The organism is Longimicrobium sp. (assembly GCF_036399935.1).
Lineage (GTDB): Bacteria > Gemmatimonadota > Gemmatimonadetes > Longimicrobiales > Longimicrobiaceae > Longimicrobium.
The window spans coordinates 1-15,202 of the sequence record NZ_DASWMD010000072.1 but is presented as its reverse complement, the minus strand read 5'-3'; the positions used below and the strand labels follow the sequence as shown (position 1 = coordinate 15,202).

The window sequence follows — 15,202 nt, the reverse complement described above, 5'->3', positions numbered from 1 at the left end:
CACCTGGCCCGGGGCGGTTCTCGTTGTCCGTCGACCGTGCTGCCCGGCTTACCGCGCGCGGGCCAGGTCGCGAACGGCGCCCGCCAGCATGCGCACCTTGGCGCCGTCGGACGAGCGGCCTGCGTCGCCGTCCAGGCTCGTGGCCAGGGTGTTCAGCGCCGTGCGGCGGCCCGCGCCCGAGGCGCGCTCCGCGGTGGTCAGCGCCTGCCGGACCGCGGTGATGCGCCCGGCGGCCAGCCCGCTGGAGCGCTCCAGCTGGTCCACGTAGGCGCGCGCCAGCGCAAAGCTGGGCGGCCACACGAACTTGGGCTGCCCCTGCGGGTTCAGCTGCTCCAGCTTGACCGTGTTCGCCGCGTCGATCTCGTTGCGCGACAGGAACTGGCTGGGCTGCAGCTCGAAGATGTCGAGCCCGCGCGAGATCTCGGAGCTGACGATGGCGCCGTTGTACCAGTACACGGACCACGACCCGCCGGGGCCCATGCGCGTGGAATCCGACGGCCCGCGGTCATGGTAGGCGATTTCGAACGGGCGCGCCGCGTCCGTCCAGTCGAACACCGAGATGCCGCCCTGGTACCACGCCTGCACCATCACGTCGCGCCCCGGGATGGGGATCAGCGAGCCGTTGTGCGCCACGCAGTTTTCCAGCGCCGTCTGGGGCGCGGGGAGCTTGTAGTAGCTCCGGAACCGCATGTCGCGGCCGTTCTCGATGGTGAAGATGGCGTTGGCGCCCCACTCCGGCCGGTCGGTGGCGCGGCACTTGGCCTGGCCGCCGCCGCCCCACTCGTCGCTGAACAGCACCTTGGTGCCGTCGTTGTTGAAGGTGGCCGAGTGCCAGTACGAGAAGTTGCTGTCGGCCACGGCGGCGATGCGCACCGGGTTGGCCGGGTCGCGGATGTCCAGCAGCATGCCGTAGCCCTCGCACGCGCCGCCCGCCAGCCCGATGCCCGGGTACACGGTAATGTCGTGGCACTGCGTGGGGCCGGGGCGCGGGCCCTCGCCCTCTTCCTCGGCGAACATCCGGTTGACGATGCCCTGCAGGTCGCGGCGCAGGGCGGCGCTGTCGGCCGCGGTGGCGGGGCCGGTGCCGCCGCGCTGCTTGACGATGCTGTCCAGGAGCGGCTGGATGAACTGGCCAGGCGCCACGCGCTCCATGCCCTGGATGGTCACGGTGTACTCACCGCGGGCGCGGGCGGCGGCCGCGGTCGCGGCGGCGCGGGCCACGTCTTCGGGCGCCTCGCCGTGGCGCGCCGGGGCCGTCAGGTCGTTGAAGATGCGCGGCGAGCTGACGATGGCCGCGCGCTCGGGGTGCGCCAGCGGCACCTTGATCACCTCGATGCGGAAGAGCGCCGAGTTGGGGTTTTCGCCCGGCGCGCCGCCCACGCACCCCGGAAGCTCGTTGGGCGAGCGCAGCTGCGACGAGCCCGAGATGTAGACGTACACGTTCTCACGGTCGCGCGGGTCGGCCAGCACGGTGTGCGTGTGCGAGCCGCGGCAGGTCTGCACGTTGCCCACGTTCCGCGGGTTGCGGATGTCGCTGATGTCGAAGATGCGCAGGCCGCGAAGCCGCTCGGTGCTCACCGTGTCGCGCACGCCCTGGGTGCCGCAGTCCAGGCGCCCGGAAAGGCCTTCGCCGGAGATGAAGAGCAAATTGCCGTGCACCGACACGTCGCTCTGCGAGGCCGGGCACACGAACGCCGTCGCCAGCGAGGGCTGGGCCGGGTTGGAAATGTCCCAGATCTGCCAGCCGTTGTAGTTGCCCTGGATGGCGTAGTTGCGGCTGAACGCCAGGTCGGAGTTGGTGCTGCGCTCGAAGCCGGGCGCCGGGCGCGACTTGCTGACCACACGCAGGTTCCACGCGGCCTCGGCCGCGTCGTACATGCCGGCGCGCAGCCCCACGCGCGGGTCGGTCTGCGACGTTCCCTGGGCCGCCGCGGGCACGGCGGCCGCCGAAAGTGCCAGGGCCAGCGACAGCCGGGCCCACGGGGCGGTGAATGGTACCCGCGCGGGGCGGGGCGGAGAGACGGACATGGGTGTTCCTTCAGCTGGGTGAGGTGGGGCGCGCCGCGGCCGCTCGGCTGGGAGCGGTCAGGGCGATGGGGTACCGAACGTCACGTCCGCGAGCATCCGCTGCATCCGGGCGATCTCGGTGGTCTGGTCGACGCCGACGTCCGACGCGAACTTGAACACGGTTTCGTCCTGGCCGGCGCCCTGCGTTCCGAACAGCCGCTGGACCATGGACACGGCCCCGCGGTGGTGCTGGATCATCAGGTTCAGGAACAGCCGGTCGAACTCGGCGCCGGTGGCCCGCTGCAGCTGGCTCACCTGCTCCGGCGTCAGCATGCCCGGCATCATCGCGTGCCCGGCCGCGTGGTGCGCGTGCGCCGCGTCCGGAATCGGCTGGCCGCGGTCGCGCAGCCACTGCTGCATGGAGGCGATCTCGTCTTCCTGCGCGTTGATGATCCGCTCCGCCAGCCGCTTGACCGCGGGGCTCTGGGCGCGGGTGGGCACCAGGCGCGAGATTTCCACCGCCTGCGCATGGTGCCCGATCATCCCCGTCATGAACTCGGCGTCCGCCGGCACCCACGCGTGTCGCGCCACGTCCAGCGCCGTCATGCCGCCCTGCGGAGCCGGGTGGGGCGTGGGGACGGGCTGGGGCGCGGCCGATACGGGCGCCGGGGCCGCGACGGGCTCCGGCGTGGTACCGCCGCACGCGGAGAGCGCGGCGGCGGCTGCGAGGGCCAAACAGGATCGAGCGGGCGAGAACGGCATTCCGGGTGGCTCCTGCGGGTGCGGAATGGGCCGGGCTTTCCTACATGCTGCAATTCTAGCACGTCGGGGAGCGTTGGCAAGTGCGGTGCGCCGCGTGACGTACGCGAGAACGGGCGCGAGGGTTCCACGCACCCCTCCCCCGCGATCTCCCGCGGTGGACAATCGGCGCGAGAATCGTTAACTCATCCCCGCCCGGCTCGTTCTCCCCGACACCCGCCGTCTCCCGATGAACACAGCCCTGCTTCGCCTATCCGCCGTCCTCGCGCTGGCCGCCTGCGCGGCGCCGCCGGCACCCGGCATGGTACCCGGGGCCGGCATCCCGCCGGCCACCATCGCGCTTTCCCCCCCCGCTGCCGACACCTCGTTCTATCCCGCCTGGTCGCGCAACGCGGTGATCTACGAGGTGAACGTACGCCAGTTCACCGCCGAGGGCACCTTCGCCGCGCTGGAGCCGCACCTGCCCCGGCTGAAGGGGCTGGGCGTCGACATCCTGTGGCTGATGCCCATTCAGCCCATCGGTGTGCAGAACCGCAAGGGCGGGCTGGGCAGCTACTACTCCATCCGCGACTACACCGCCATCAACCCCGAGCACGGGACCGAGGCGGACTTCAAGCGTTTCGTGGATGCGGCGCACCGGCAGGGGCTGCGGGTGATCCTCGACTGGGTGGCCAACCACACGGCGCACGACCACGCGTGGACGCGCGAGCACCGCAACTGGTACACGCTGCGCCCCGACGGCTCCATCTCCTTTCCGCTGGACCAGCAGGGCAAGGAAACGGACTGGACCGACGTGGCCGACCTGAACTTCGGCAACGCCGACATGCGCCGCGCGATGATCGGCGAGATGCGGTGGTGGCTGGACGAAATGGGCATCGACGGCTTTCGCGCCGACGTGGCGTGGGGCGTTCCGTACGAGTTCTGGGCGGAGGCCCGTCCCGCCCTCGTGTCCGCCAGGCCCGACCTGTTCCTGCTCGCCGAAGCCGAGGACCCGCGCCTTCACCAGTGGTTCCACGCCTCCTACGCGTGGGAGATGCACCACCTGCTGAACGAGATCGCGCAGGGCAAGAAGGGCACGGCCGAGCTGGACCCCTACTTCGCCCGGCAGGACAGCCTGTACGGCCGCGGCGCGTACCGCATGACGTTCACCAGCAACCACGACGAGAACAGCTGGCAGGGCACGGAGTTCGAGCGCATGGGCCGCAACCACCTGGCTGCCTTCGTGCTGAGCGCCACGGCGCAGAACTCCATCCCGCTGCTGTACACCGGCCAAGAGGCCAGCCTGAACAAGCGGCTGCGCTTCTTCGAAAAAGACACGGTGGACTGGAGCGGCCCGTCGCTGGCCCCGTTCTACTCGGCCATGTTCGGGCTGAAGCACACGCAGCCGGCGCTGGGCAACGGCCCGTGGGGCGCGCCGCAGCTGAAGCTGCAGACGGACGGCGGCGACCGGGTGTACGCCTTCACCCGCACGCAGGGAAACAACACGGTGCTGGTGGCCGTGAACTTCGGCGACAGGACGGCGGCCGTGGGGTACCAGGGGCTGGCGCACCCCGGCGCGTACACCGACTGGTTCAGCAAGGACTGGGTGCAGCTGGGCGCCGCCGGGCGGCTGAACATTCCCGCGCACGGCTACCGGGTGCTGGTGCGCTAGGGGCGAAAGCCGGGTGGAACGGAAAGAGACGCCCGGGGGGGCGTCTCTTTTGCTCGCACCATGGCAGGCCGGCGCGGCCGGCGGTCACCGCAGGATCAGCAGCTGCACCAGCACCCAGCCCATGAAAATACCCGCGACGATACCGATGAGTACCGGCGTCAGCAGGCGAAACCGGTTCTTCCAGGGATTCCGGGCCACGTCTCCTCGCTCTTCGATTCCGAATCCAGTTCCGGCCAGCCGCCCCGCCGGTGCGGAGCCGTTTCGCCAAACCCGTGCCGCATCCCTCCCAGCGCGCGCCGGCCGGCAAGGTCGCCGCCCGCCGTCCCCCCGCGCAAGGGCACGCCCGTGATTGCCGGCATCGGCATCGACATGGTGAACATCCCCCGCTTCCGCGAGCTGATGGAGCGGCGGGGCCAGGCAGCCGTCGCGCGCTTCTACACCGCGAGCGAGGCGGAGCGCTGCGCCGCGGCCAAGTCGCCGGCGGAATCGTTCGCGGCGCGGTTCGCGGCCAAGGAGGCGTTCTTCAAGGCGCTGGGCACCGGGTGGGGGCTCGGGGGGCGATGGACGGAAGTGGAGGTGGTGTCGGCCGAGTCGGGCGCGCCGTCGCTGCGGCTGGCGGGGCGGGCCGCGGAGATCGCGGGGGAGCGGGGGATCGTCCGCATCCACCTGTCGCTGACCCACACCGACGAGACCGCCGCCGCCTTCGTGGTGCTGGAAGCAGACTGACCAGGCCGCAGGTCAGCGGACCGGGAGGTCTATGCAGCCAGCCCGGAGGCTCACTTTCGATTGAAAGCAGCGACATGCACCGTATCTTGATCAGACCTGCCGCCGCCGTTCTGTGCGGCTCCCTCACGCTGCTGCTGGCATCGTGCGACGGACCCGGGATCAGCGGTCCCGGGCCGGTGCCTGACGTCCGGCCGTACGTGACCGGGGCCGCGGCGGAAAACCTCGGGGCCGACGGGCTGTTCGTTTTCCCGGCCCCCGTTTCACCCTCCGGGCTCCCCATCATCACTCCCGAGCGGGCGCGCGAGCTGGCTGCCTCGGAGGTGTTGTCCTTTGGGCCCGCCCTCGAAAAGCACTGGGAAGAGGATCGCGGCCGCTCCATAGACATCACGCGGCTGCGGGCCGAACCAAGGGTGTTCTTCGCATCCACCCCGTACGCCGTGTTCCCGGACGGATTTCATCCAGCGTTTCGGCGGGTGGTGGGGCCCTACTACCTGGTGCGAATGGGGACCAACCGTGGGGCCGAACTGATCAGTGCCGTCTCCGCCTACAACACCGACGTGGGCATCGCGGAAGACGGGAGGCTGCACCTGCCCGTGCTGAGCGGAATGCACTTCGTCACCGCCGGCATTCCACTGGACAGCACTCGCGCGGGCCGCGCATCTCCCCTGACGCCGGAGCATGCCGTCGTGCTCGTCTCGCGCCTGACGGGCGCGCGCGTCAGCATGGTTCCGGAACTGATGCTGATCGAGCACCCGCATGGTCCGCTGTACCCCGTGTGGAAGCTGACGCTGGAAAAGCCCGTGCGGGTGAGGACGATGGGCGGATCGCGAACCGTCGATGCCGAAACGCTGTACCTGGGCCGCGCACAGGGCCGGGAACTGCTGATTCCCGCGGCGGAGCAGCCGTCGTTCCAGGATGTGGGGGCCCTTCGTATTGGGCCCGACGGCGAGGAGAGCGGCCATGGGACGGCGCGGGTGGCCATTCTGCCCGGCCGGGCGACGGTGTTCGAGCCGGTGACGGTCGTGCGGAACTGATCGGGAGAGCGGCGGCGCGTCCGAGGCTGGTTGACAGCGCTCGCGTCGCGCGGCCACTTTGCCGCCGTTCGCACCGTTCTTCTCCGACCGTACCGGGACCGCTGGAAACTTGAACACGGCGCTGCTGTACGCCCTGGCCGCGGCCGGAGCCAACCTGCTCGGCGGGCTGATCATCACCGCCCCGTCGAACACCGGGCGGGCCACGCAGCGCCTGATGATTGCCTTCGGCGCCGGCTTCATGATCGCCACGGCGCTGGTGGGGATGATTCCGCACGCCGTGGAGGCGGGGCCCAACGCCGCGGTCGCCGTGCTGGTGGGCTACCTGCTGGTGCACCTGACGCAGCACGTCCTTACCCCGCACTTCCACTTCGGCGAGGAAACGCACCAGCACGCGATGGTGAACCCCTGGGTGGGGACGGCCGCGCTGCTGGGGCTGCTGCTGCACACCTTCTTCGACGGCGTGGCCATCGCCAGCGGCTTCGCGGTGGGCGAATGGCTGGGTCTGCTCGTGTTCCTGGCCATCCTCATCCACAAGATGCCCGAGGGCGTGACCGTCGCCTCCATCATGCTGGCCAGTGGCAACTCGCGCCGCCGTGCCATCGTGGCCGTGCTGCTGCTGGGACTTTCCACCGTGCTGGGCGTGCTGCTGACCTCGCAGGTGAAGATGCTTTCCACCACGGGGCTGGCGCTGAGCGCGGGGGTCACGCTGTACGTGGGCGCATCCAACCTGGTGCCCGAGGTGCAGAAGAAGCCCAGCCGAGGGTCGGCGCTGGCCGTGTTCCTGGGCGCGGGGCTGTTCTATGCCACGTACCTCGTCCTTCGCCGCTACGTGCACCCGTGAGCGACCTGTCCCTGTTCGGCGAGGCCCAGCCCCCCGCGAAGAAGGCCGCCGACGCGCCGCCCGCGGCCGAATCGTCCGCGCCGCTGGCGGAGCGGATGCGGCCGCGCACGCTGGACGAGATCGTGGGCCAGCAGCACCTGGCGGGGCCGGACGGCACGCTGCGGAAGCTGCTGGCGACGGGGCACCTGCCCAACCTCATCCTCCACGGCCCGCCGGGAAGCGGCAAGACCACGCTCGCCCGGGTGATCGCGGGGGAGAGCGGCTTTTCGTTCCTTCCCTTCAACGCCGTCAGCGAGGGGGTGCCGCGGCTGCGCGAGGTGGTGAAGGAGGCCGAGATGCGGAAGAAGGCGGGCCAGCGCACGCTGCTGTTCGTCGACGAGATCCATCGGCTGAACAAGGGGCAGCAGGACTTCCTTCTTCCGTGGATCGAGTCGGGGCTGATGACGCTGGTGGGCGCCACGACGGAGCACCCGGCCTTCGAGATCAACCCCGCCGTCCTCTCTCGCTCGCGCGTGCTGGTGCTGGAGCCGCTGAGCGAGGACGACGTGCGCAGCGTGGTCCGCCGCGCGCTGGCGGACGAGGAGCGGGGGCTGGGCGGCGCGGGCGTGTCCATCGACCCCCAGGCCGAGGACGTGCTGGTGCGCCACACGGGCGGCGACGCGCGGCAGGCGCTGACGGGGCTGGAGATCGCCGCGCGGCTGGCGGAAACGGGGACGATCACGCCCGAGGACGTGCGCGAGGCGCTGCAGCGCCCCACGGCGCGCTACGACACCTCGCTGATGTACGAGATGCTGTCCGCCTTCCACAAGTCGCTGCGGGCGAGTACGGGAAGCGGCGCGCTGTACTGGGCCATGCGGATGATCCAGGTGGGAGAGGACCCCAAGACGGTCTTCCGCCGCCTGGTGGCCGCCGCGTACGAGGACGTGGGACTGGCGGACCCGCAGGCGGGCATCGTCTGTGTGAACGCCATGCTGGCGTACGAGCGCCTGGGCGTGCCCGAGGGGCTGCTGCCGCTGTACAACGCCATCCTGTACGTGGCGAACGCGCCGAAGTCGAACCGCGCGTACCTGGCGGGGGGCGCCGCCGCGCAGGCCGCGCGCGAGCACCCCGACGCGCCCATCCCGCTGCACCTGCGCAACCCCACCACGTCGCTGATGAAGGAGTGGGGCTTCGGCGAGGGCTACAAGTACGCCCACGACTATTCGGGCGGCTACACGCCCCTGCAAACGCTGCCCGACGACATCGCCGACCAGCGCTTCTACGAGCCCACGGACCGCGGCTACGAAGCCAAGATCGCCGCCCGCATGCGGGACCGCGGCGACCCGGGGTGAAGTCGACCTCCATTGTTCACGGAAGCAGAAGAACCCGCTCGGCTACGTGGCCGGCGGGTTCTCCTTTTTTGTCACACACACCCTGCTACGCCGCGTCGCGTCCGCGTGCCGGGATTTCCTGCGATTCCTGAATGAGCACGTCCGCCGGAAGATCCAGTTCTTTCGCCAGCCGACGGATCATGGGGAGTGTCAGCTGGCGCTTGCGAGAGAGCACCTCTGAAACGCGGCCACGGGAGCCAATCATCGGCTCCAGGTCCCGCGGATGCAAGCCCCGTTGCTCCATGCGGACGCGGATGGCTTCGATGGGATCAGGCGACGGAATGGGCCAGTGGCGAGCCTCGTATGCCTCGATCAGCGTCACCAGCACGTCCAGATGGTCACCATCCGGGGTTCCGGGCTCGGCGTTCATCAGGGTGTCGACTCGGGCAAGGGCCGCCTTGTAGTCAGCTTCGGTGCGGATCGGGTGAATGGCAAGGTTCATTAGATCGTCTCCGCGTCGATGTCGTCGTACTCTGTATGCGTGCCCACGAACCGGATGTACACAACCCGGTAAGGATAGTTGATGCGGGCGACCAGCCTGAAGCGATTTCCGGCAATGTTGAATACGACGCGACTGTCCTTCAAGATGCTCGCGTCACCATATGTTGACTTCACGTCGGGCGGAGCCGCCCAGTCCGCCCGCTGCACCGTGCTGAACCACACCTGGAGCGCCGTCTCGGCCTCTGCACCTCGAGAGTGGTTTTCCCAGAACTGCCGCAGCGTGCTTCGTGCGATGATACGCATCTCACAAGAGTAGTGTGTTCCCGTGGTGGGATCAAGGCCGGGGTCTCTCACCATCGCTCTGGGAACCGTCGGCGCCGCATCTCACCTCCCTGCGCCGCCGCGCGCATGTGGGGAAACCCCCCTCAGAGATGATTCGGATACCCGGACCCGCGATGGCGACGTGGCGCGCTATCTTCATCGCGTCCCCCTGACAGAGCTACCCGTCTTGAATCCGGATCCGAAGATGTCACCGAAAATCCGCATCCTCCTTGCCGACGACCATGCCGTGCTGCGCAGCGGGCTGGATGCCCTGCTTGGCTTGGAGGACGACTTCCAGGTCGTCGGGCAGGCGGGGGGCGGCGAGGAGGCCGTCGAAAAGACGCGACTGCTGCGGCCCGACGTGGTGGTGATGGACCTGGCGATGCCCGGGATGGACGGGCTGGAGGCCACGCGCCAGATCGCCGCCTTGGAGATCGGCGCCTGGGTGCTGGTGCTGACCTCTCAGACCGAGGACGAGTTCCTGCTGCCGGTGCTGGAAGCGGGAGCGAGCGGGTTCGTGCGCAAGACCAGCGCGGACGTGGACCTGCTGACGGCCATCCGCACCGTCGCGGGCGGCGAGGTGTTCCTGTATCCCAGCGCCACCCGCGTGCTGCTGCGCAAGTACCAGCAGGCGCGCGAGCCGCAGGCAGAAGGGCCGCTCGACAAGCTCAGCGAGCGGGAGCGTGAGGTTCTCACACTCACCGCGGAGGGCTACAGCAGCGCCGAGATCGGCAAGAAGCTGTTCCTTTCGCCCAAGACCGTCGACACGTACCGCGCCCGGATGATGCAGAAGCTGGGGCTGACCCACCGCGCCGAGCTGGTGAAGCTGGCGCTGGAGACGGGGATGCTCAAGCCGGCGTGAGGATCACAACGATAGGAGCGCCGTAGTGCGGGTCACCAGCGAGGATCTTGCGGCGAGGCTGCGGCGTAGCGCCGAACAGGCGGTCGCGATCAAAAGGGGTGAGCAGGGGGCGGGTTACATTGTGCGGCGAACACCCACCGGACGCGAAACCGGGATCGAAACGGCTCCGCAACTCGCGCCTAAAGAAAAAGAACTCGGCGGATCTGCGTGACGGACGCTGTGTCTCGTCGCAGCCGTAGACCTCGTACGCCTTCTCGCGACACGCACTGAGCCCACTCGACCGAGCGGGCCTCAGTGCGCTTCGTCGATGGCCGTCAGCACGTCGATGGGGGTGACGATGCCCAGCAGGATGCCGTTTTCCACCACCAGCGCGCGCTGCACCCGGTCGCGGACGAAGCGGCGGACCAGGCGGGGCAGGGGCTCGTCGGGGCCGACAGTGGGGCCCGCCGGGCCCATGACGTCGCGAACGCGCAGGCGCTCCGGCGCGTTTCCGGGGCACACGGACAGGCGCACCAGCTCCGTCTGCGACGCCACGCCCAGGATCTTTCCCGTCGGCGCGAGCACGGGGGCCGAGCGCACGCCCGACTCCAGCAGCGTCTGCGCAAGCTCCGGCAGCGTCATCTCGGGGACGACGGTCACCATCTGCATCCTCATGACGTCGCGCACCGTGGTCGCCCGCAGCGCCCGCGCGGCAGCCGTTTTCATCGCCTGCTTTTCCCCACTCCGTTGACCGTGCATGGGCGCGAGCCGGAGTTCGCGCGATCTGCCCTGAAGCTAGCCGCGCCGAACGCCGCGCGTGGCCGGGAGGCGCAGGAACGCCGTGTGGGGAAGTTTCCGCATCCGCACATCACGCGTCGGCCGGAGAGCGGACGAATCCTGTTCGCGCCGCGGACGGCAGCCTAAGTTCTGGCCGACCGCGCACACGCAATCAAGAGCTTGCATGACCGATCCGTCTCCCATTCGCGACGCCTCGACCGAGGAGCCCGGCCTCGTCCGCCTGCTGCAGGTGGTGGCCGTCGCGGCGAACGAGTCCACCAGCGTCGAAGGCGCCCTGCAGACGTGCCTGGACGCCGTCTGCCGCCACACGGGCTGGCCTGCGGGACATGCGTACCTGGTGGAGGCCGAGGGCGAGCTGGCGTCCACGGGCATCTGGCACCTGGCCGACCCGTCGCGCTTCCCCCGGTTTCGCGAGGTGACGCGGCAGACGCGTTTCGCCGGCGGCCAGGGGCTGGCGGGCCGCGTCCTGAGCACCGGGGAGCCGGGGTGGATCGAGGACGTGCGGCGCGACCCGGAGTTCGTCCGCACGGTGGCGGCGGAGGAGGGAATCCACTCCGCGGTCGCCTTTCCCGTGCTGGTGGGGCGCGAGGTGGCGGGGGTGCTGGAGTTCTTCGCCGACCGGCCGCTGGCGCCGGACCGGGCCCTGATGGGCGTGATGGCCAACGTGGGAACGCAGGTGGGCCGGGTGATCGAGCGGGCCCGGGCCGAAGAGGCGCTCCGGCTCTCCGAGGCCAAGTTCGCGGGGATCATCTCCATCTCCTCCGATGCCATCGTCTCTATCGACGAGGACCAGCGCATCGTCTTCTACAACCAGGGCGCCGAGCAGACCTTCGGCTACACGGCCGAGCAGGTGATGGGCGAGCGCGTGGAGATGCTGATCCCGGAGCAGCACCGCGCCGACCACGAGGCCCGCGTCCACGAGTTCGGCGACTCGCCCATCGTTGCGCGGCGGATGGGGGAGCGGGGGCAGATCTCCGGCTGCCGGTGGAGCGGCGACGTGTTCCCGGCGGATGCGTCCATCTCCAAGCTGGAGGTGGATGGAAAGCGCCTGTACACCGCCGTGCTGCGCGACGTGACGGACCGCGTCAAGGCGGAGGACGCGCTGGCCCGGCAGGCGCAGGAGCTGGCCCGCTCCAACGCCGACCTGGAGCAGTTCGCCTACGTGGCCTCGCACGACCTGCAGGAGCCGCTGCGGATGGTGGCCAGCTACACGCAGCTGCTGGCGCGCCGCTACCGCGACAAGCTGGACGACGACGCCCACGAGTTCATCGGCTACGCGGTGGACGGCGTCACGCGAATGCAGGCGCTGATCGGCGACCTGCTGGCGTACTCGCGCGTGGGCAAGGGCTGCGGCGCGGTGGAGCGGGCAGACCTGGAGGCGGTGTTCCAACGCACGCTCGACGTGCTGCGGACGGCCATTGAGGAGAGTGGGGCCACGGTGAGCGCCGGCCCGCTCCCCACCGTGGAGGCCGACCCCGTGCAGATGGGCCAGGTGCTGCAGAACCTGGTGGGCAACGGGCTGAAGTTCCGTGGGGCCGAGCCTCCGCGCGTGCACGTGTCGGCGGAGCGCGCGGACGGCGAGTGGGTGATCTCGGTGCGCGACAATGGCATCGGCATCGCGCCGGAGTACGCGCAGCGCATCTTCGTGATCTTCCAGCGCCTGCACACCCGCGCCGAGTACGCGGGAACGGGCATCGGCCTGGCCATCTGCAAGAAGATCGTGGAGCGGCACGGCGGCCGGATCTGGGTGGAGTCGGCCGAGGGGCAGGGCTCCACCTTCTACTTCACCCTTCCCGCGGGAGACGAGGCGGAATGACCGCGCGCACGGCGTCGCAGCCCATCGAGGTGCTGCTGGTGGAAGACAACCCGGGCGACGTGCGGCTGACGCGCGAGGCGCTCAAGGAGGGCAAGGTGCACAACAACCTGTCGGTGGCGCCCGACGGGGTGGAGGCGCTGGCCTTCCTTCGCCGCCAGGGCAGGTACGCCGGCGCGCCCCGGCCCGACCTGATCCTGCTGGACCTGAACCTTCCCAAGAAGGACGGGCGCGAGGTTCTGGAAGAGATCAAGGCCGATCCGGCGCTGCGCACCATCCCCGTGGTGATCCTCACCACCTCCGAAGCGGAACGCGACATCGCCCGCGCGTACGACCTGCACGCCAACTGCTACATCACCAAGCCGGTGGACCTGGACCAGTTCATCACGGTGGTGAAGTCCATCGAGGACTTCTGGTTCACCATCGTAAAGCTGCCTCCCGAGCCGCGGCCGTGACCGAACCCGTCCGCATCCTCCTGGTGGAGGACAACCCGGGGGATGCGCGGCTGCTGCGCGAAACGCTGCGCGAAGCCCCCTCGCTCTCCTTCGACCTCCTCCACGCGTCGCGACTGTCGGAGGCGCTGGAACTCGTGGCGAGCGAGGCGCCGGAGGTGGTGCTGCTGGACCTTTCGCTCCCCGACGCGCACGGGATGGAGACGGTGGGGCGGATGCTGGACGCCGCGCCGGAGGTGCCCATCATCGTGCTGACGGGGCTGGCGGACGAGACGGTGGCGGTGCAGGCGGTGCAGTCGGGCGCGCAGGACTACCTGGTGAAGGGCACGGTGGAGGGCGGCACCCTGGCCCGCGCCATCCGCTACGCCATCGAGCGGAAGCGGCTGGAGGGCGAGCGCGCGCGGCTGCTGCGCAACGAGCAAGAGGCCCGCGCCGCCGCCGAGGCCGCGGTGATGGCGCGCGACGAGGTGCTGCGCATCGTGGCCCACGACATCGGCAACTCGCTGAGCGCCGTGAAGATCCACGCCAGGGTGCTGGAGCGCACCCTGCCCGCGGACCAGGTTGACGCTCGGAGCCGCATCGAGTCCATCCGCCACCTCACCGAGCAGATGGACCGGCTGCGGCAGGACCTGCTGGACGTCGCCGCGATCGAGGCGGGCCGCCTGTCGTTCGAGCCCGCGGAACTGGACGTGGGGGAGGTGGTGGACGACGTGCTCGCCGGCGTGGCGGGGATGGCGGCGGAGAAGGCGATGGAGGTGAGCGCGAGCATCGGCGCGGATCTCCCCGCCGCATGGGCCGACCGCGAGCGAATCCACCAGGTGCTCTCGAACCTCGTCGGCAACGCGGTCAAGTTCACGCCGCAGGGCGGGCGCGTGATCGTCTCAGCCGTGGCGGAAGACGGCGGGGCGCGCGTCTCCGTCGCCGACACGGGGCCGGGAATTCCCCCCGAGCACCTTCCCCACGTCTTCGACCGCTTCTGGCAGGCGCGCAGCACCCGGCGCGCGGGCGCGGGGCTGGGCCTGGCGATCGCGCGTGGCATCGTGGAGGCGCACGGCGGCGCGATCGGCGTGGAGAGCGAGCCGGGGCGCGGGACGACCTTCCACTTTACGCTTCCGCTGGCCTGAACGCCCGCGGTTCACCCCGCCCGGATCGGCCCTGTCAGCGCGACGGGCAGGCGATCATGGACAGGAGGTCGGCGGGGGTGGGCGACTGGCCACGAGCCGTCAAGTACGCCACAAAACCCGTCGTGTACAGCTGCACGACTCTTCCCCCGCCGATCACGTCCACGCGGTAGAGCTCCTGCGGGTTCAGGAGCTCCAGCTCGAACCAGCCACCGAACGCCGGCCGCTCGTCGACGATGATGCAGACGAGCGTCGGCGCCCCGCGAATCAGCACGCAATCCTGCGGGCCGTCGCCGGGTTTCGCCAGCGCGCCGCACGAGACGCCCGCGAAGCCCATGCGCGCCCGCACGAAATCCTTGGCGTTGCGATAGCTGCTCGATCTCAGCTCGTCCGCATTGAAGCCGCGTGCCGCGGCCCCGGAAGAATTCATGCGCCGCTCGAACCGCCGCGACTGCACCTGGATGGCCTCCATCACCAGCGGTTCCACTTCCATCTTCACCTCGAGCTCCAATCCCCGTTCTCCCACGCGCCACACCCCCGTCCGGGTGCGGTAGCCGATGCGCGAGACCATCGTCTCGTGGTCGCCCACCGGAACGTCGGGCACGGTGAACACGCCGTTCGCATCGCTCTCCGCCACCCCGGGCACGGTCGAAATGCGAATCTGCGCCCCGGGCAGCGGCGCCAGGGTCGCGGCGTCCACCACGCGGCCCAGCACCACGGCTCGCCCGGACACCACCGTGATCAGGCTGGTGGGTTCGCCCGTCTGCGCGCGTACGGGCGATGCGGCGGCGAGCGCGACCGCCGCAAGGATGCCGAGCCACGGAAGGTGCGTGAACCTGGGAAGTGTCATGGAAACGAAGACGGGAGGGAGTGCGCGGGCATCGATTGGGAGAACATAAGATAGGCGGGCCATGGCATGCGTCCAAGGCCTACGAGGGAACGGCCCTCCGCCCGTGCGCGGCCGGGATCGCTGTCGCCGATCCGCGACGAAGCGGAGCGGGGAGCCCTGAACGGGCACCCCGCTCCG

Annotated in this window: 15 protein-coding genes; 9 read left to right on the top strand and 6 right to left on the bottom strand. The window is 70.0% G+C overall.

Annotated elements, in window-relative coordinates:
• Positions 1-48: 48 nt before the first annotated feature.
• Both VGB24_RS21575 and VGB24_RS21570 read right to left on the bottom strand, forming a co-directional pair.
• Positions 49-2,028, bottom strand: coding sequence for a hypothetical protein (locus VGB24_RS21575; protein WP_331074986.1), 1,980 nt, complete (start codon positions 2,026-2,028; stop codon positions 49-51).
• Positions 2,029-2,085: 57 nt separating this feature from the next.
• Positions 2,086-2,742 carry a DUF305 domain-containing protein gene (locus VGB24_RS21570; RefSeq protein WP_331074985.1) on the bottom strand — a complete coding sequence of 219 codons (657 nt, stop codon included), beginning with the start codon at positions 2,740-2,742 and terminating at the stop codon, positions 2,086-2,088.
• Positions 2,743-2,995: 253 nt separating this feature from the next.
• On the opposite strand from VGB24_RS21570, the gene VGB24_RS21565 reads away from it, so the two are divergent.
• From VGB24_RS21565 to VGB24_RS21545, 5 genes are all read left to right on the top strand, one after another.
• Entirely contained in the window at positions 2,996-4,417 is a 1,422-nt protein-coding gene (locus tag VGB24_RS21565) for an alpha-amylase family glycosyl hydrolase (RefSeq protein WP_331074984.1), read from the top strand.
• Positions 4,418-4,762: 345 nt separating this feature from the next.
• Positions 4,763-5,143, top strand: coding sequence for a holo-ACP synthase (locus tag VGB24_RS21560; protein ID WP_331074983.1), 381 nt, complete (start codon positions 4,763-4,765; stop codon positions 5,141-5,143).
• A gap of 74 nt (positions 5,144-5,217) precedes the next feature.
• Positions 5,218-6,177, top strand: a complete 960-nt coding sequence (locus VGB24_RS21555; protein ID WP_331074982.1) for a hypothetical protein — start codon at positions 5,218-5,220, stop codon at positions 6,175-6,177.
• Between the two features lie 109 nt (positions 6,178-6,286).
• The gene (locus VGB24_RS21550; protein WP_331023485.1) at positions 6,287-7,018 is read left to right on the top strand and encodes a ZIP family metal transporter; all 732 of its coding nucleotides are present in this window, start codon (positions 6,287-6,289) and stop codon (positions 7,016-7,018) included.
• The gene (locus tag VGB24_RS21545; protein WP_331074981.1) at positions 7,015-8,349 is read left to right on the top strand and encodes a replication-associated recombination protein A; all 1,335 of its coding nucleotides are present in this window, start codon (positions 7,015-7,017) and stop codon (positions 8,347-8,349) included. The genes VGB24_RS21550 and VGB24_RS21545 overlap by 4 nt, the downstream gene beginning before the upstream one ends.
• A gap of 85 nt (positions 8,350-8,434) precedes the next feature.
• Here the strand turns inward: VGB24_RS21545 and VGB24_RS21540 are convergent, their stop codons facing one another.
• The gene (locus tag VGB24_RS21540) at positions 8,435-8,830 is read right to left on the bottom strand and encodes a transcriptional regulator (RefSeq protein WP_331074980.1); all 396 of its coding nucleotides are present in this window, start codon (positions 8,828-8,830) and stop codon (positions 8,435-8,437) included.
• The gene (locus VGB24_RS21535) at positions 8,830-9,132 is read right to left on the bottom strand and encodes a type II toxin-antitoxin system HigB family toxin (protein ID WP_331074979.1); all 303 of its coding nucleotides are present in this window, start codon (positions 9,130-9,132) and stop codon (positions 8,830-8,832) included. Before VGB24_RS21535 ends, VGB24_RS21540 begins: the two co-directional genes overlap by 1 nt.
• 223 nt (positions 9,133-9,355) lie before the next feature.
• Here VGB24_RS21535 and VGB24_RS21530 point away from each other — a divergent pair, with 223 nt between their 5' ends.
• Positions 9,356-10,012 carry a response regulator transcription factor gene (locus tag VGB24_RS21530; RefSeq protein ID WP_331074978.1) on the top strand — a complete coding sequence of 219 codons (657 nt, stop codon included), beginning with the start codon at positions 9,356-9,358 and terminating at the stop codon, positions 10,010-10,012.
• A gap of 291 nt (positions 10,013-10,303) precedes the next feature.
• Here the strand turns inward: VGB24_RS21530 and VGB24_RS21525 are convergent, their stop codons facing one another.
• Positions 10,304-10,717 (bottom strand): CBS domain-containing protein, encoded by a 414-nt coding sequence (locus tag VGB24_RS21525; RefSeq protein WP_331074977.1) that lies wholly within the window; start codon positions 10,715-10,717, stop codon positions 10,304-10,306.
• A 235-nt stretch (positions 10,718-10,952) separates the two neighbouring features.
• On the opposite strand from VGB24_RS21525, the gene VGB24_RS21520 reads away from it, so the two are divergent.
• The 3 genes from VGB24_RS21520 to VGB24_RS21510 are packed head-to-tail and all read left to right on the top strand — an operon-like array spanning position 10,953 to position 14,178.
• On the top strand, positions 10,953-12,605 hold the full coding sequence (locus VGB24_RS21520; RefSeq protein WP_331074976.1) for a sensor histidine kinase: 1,653 nt from the start codon (positions 10,953-10,955) through the stop codon (positions 12,603-12,605).
• On the top strand, positions 12,602-13,057 hold the full coding sequence (locus tag VGB24_RS21515) for a response regulator (RefSeq protein WP_331074975.1): 456 nt from the start codon (positions 12,602-12,604) through the stop codon (positions 13,055-13,057). Before VGB24_RS21520 ends, VGB24_RS21515 begins: the two co-directional genes overlap by 4 nt.
• Entirely contained in the window at positions 13,054-14,178 is a 1,125-nt protein-coding gene (locus VGB24_RS21510; RefSeq protein WP_331074974.1) for a hybrid sensor histidine kinase/response regulator, read from the top strand. Before VGB24_RS21515 ends, VGB24_RS21510 begins: the two co-directional genes overlap by 4 nt.
• A 34-nt stretch (positions 14,179-14,212) precedes the next feature.
• On the opposite strand, the gene VGB24_RS21505 is transcribed toward VGB24_RS21510, so the two are convergent.
• On the bottom strand, positions 14,213-15,025 hold the full coding sequence (locus VGB24_RS21505; RefSeq protein ID WP_331074973.1) for a carboxypeptidase regulatory-like domain-containing protein: 813 nt from the start codon (positions 15,023-15,025) through the stop codon (positions 14,213-14,215).
• Positions 15,026-15,202 lie beyond the last annotated feature (177 nt).

Excerpts from the sequence above, each read along its gene's own strand:
- VGB24_RS21575 (WP_331074986.1), bottom strand. The coding sequence starts at position 2,028 with ATGTCCGTCTCTCCGCCCCGCCCCGCGCGGGTACCATTCACCGCCCCG.
- VGB24_RS21565 (WP_331074984.1), top strand. The coding sequence starts at position 2,996 with ATGAACACAGCCCTGCTTCGCCTATCCGCCGTCCTCGCGCTGGCCGCC.
- VGB24_RS21555 (WP_331074982.1), top strand. The coding sequence starts at position 5,218 with ATGCACCGTATCTTGATCAGACCTGCCGCCGCCGTTCTGTGCGGCTCC.
- VGB24_RS21540 (WP_331074980.1), bottom strand. The coding sequence starts at position 8,830 with ATGAACCTTGCCATTCACCCGATCCGCACCGAAGCTGACTACAAGGCG.
- VGB24_RS21535 (WP_331074979.1), bottom strand. The coding sequence starts at position 9,132 with ATGCGTATCATCGCACGAAGCACGCTGCGGCAGTTCTGGGAAAACCAC.
- VGB24_RS21530 (WP_331074978.1), top strand. The coding sequence starts at position 9,356 with ATGTCACCGAAAATCCGCATCCTCCTTGCCGACGACCATGCCGTGCTG.
- VGB24_RS21525 (WP_331074977.1), bottom strand. The coding sequence starts at position 10,717 with ATGAAAACGGCTGCCGCGCGGGCGCTGCGGGCGACCACGGTGCGCGAC.
- VGB24_RS21520 (WP_331074976.1), top strand. The coding sequence starts at position 10,953 with ATGACCGATCCGTCTCCCATTCGCGACGCCTCGACCGAGGAGCCCGGC.
- VGB24_RS21515 (WP_331074975.1), top strand. The coding sequence starts at position 12,602 with ATGACCGCGCGCACGGCGTCGCAGCCCATCGAGGTGCTGCTGGTGGAA.
- VGB24_RS21505 (WP_331074973.1), bottom strand. The coding sequence starts at position 15,025 with ATGACACTTCCCAGGTTCACGCACCTTCCGTGGCTCGGCATCCTTGCG.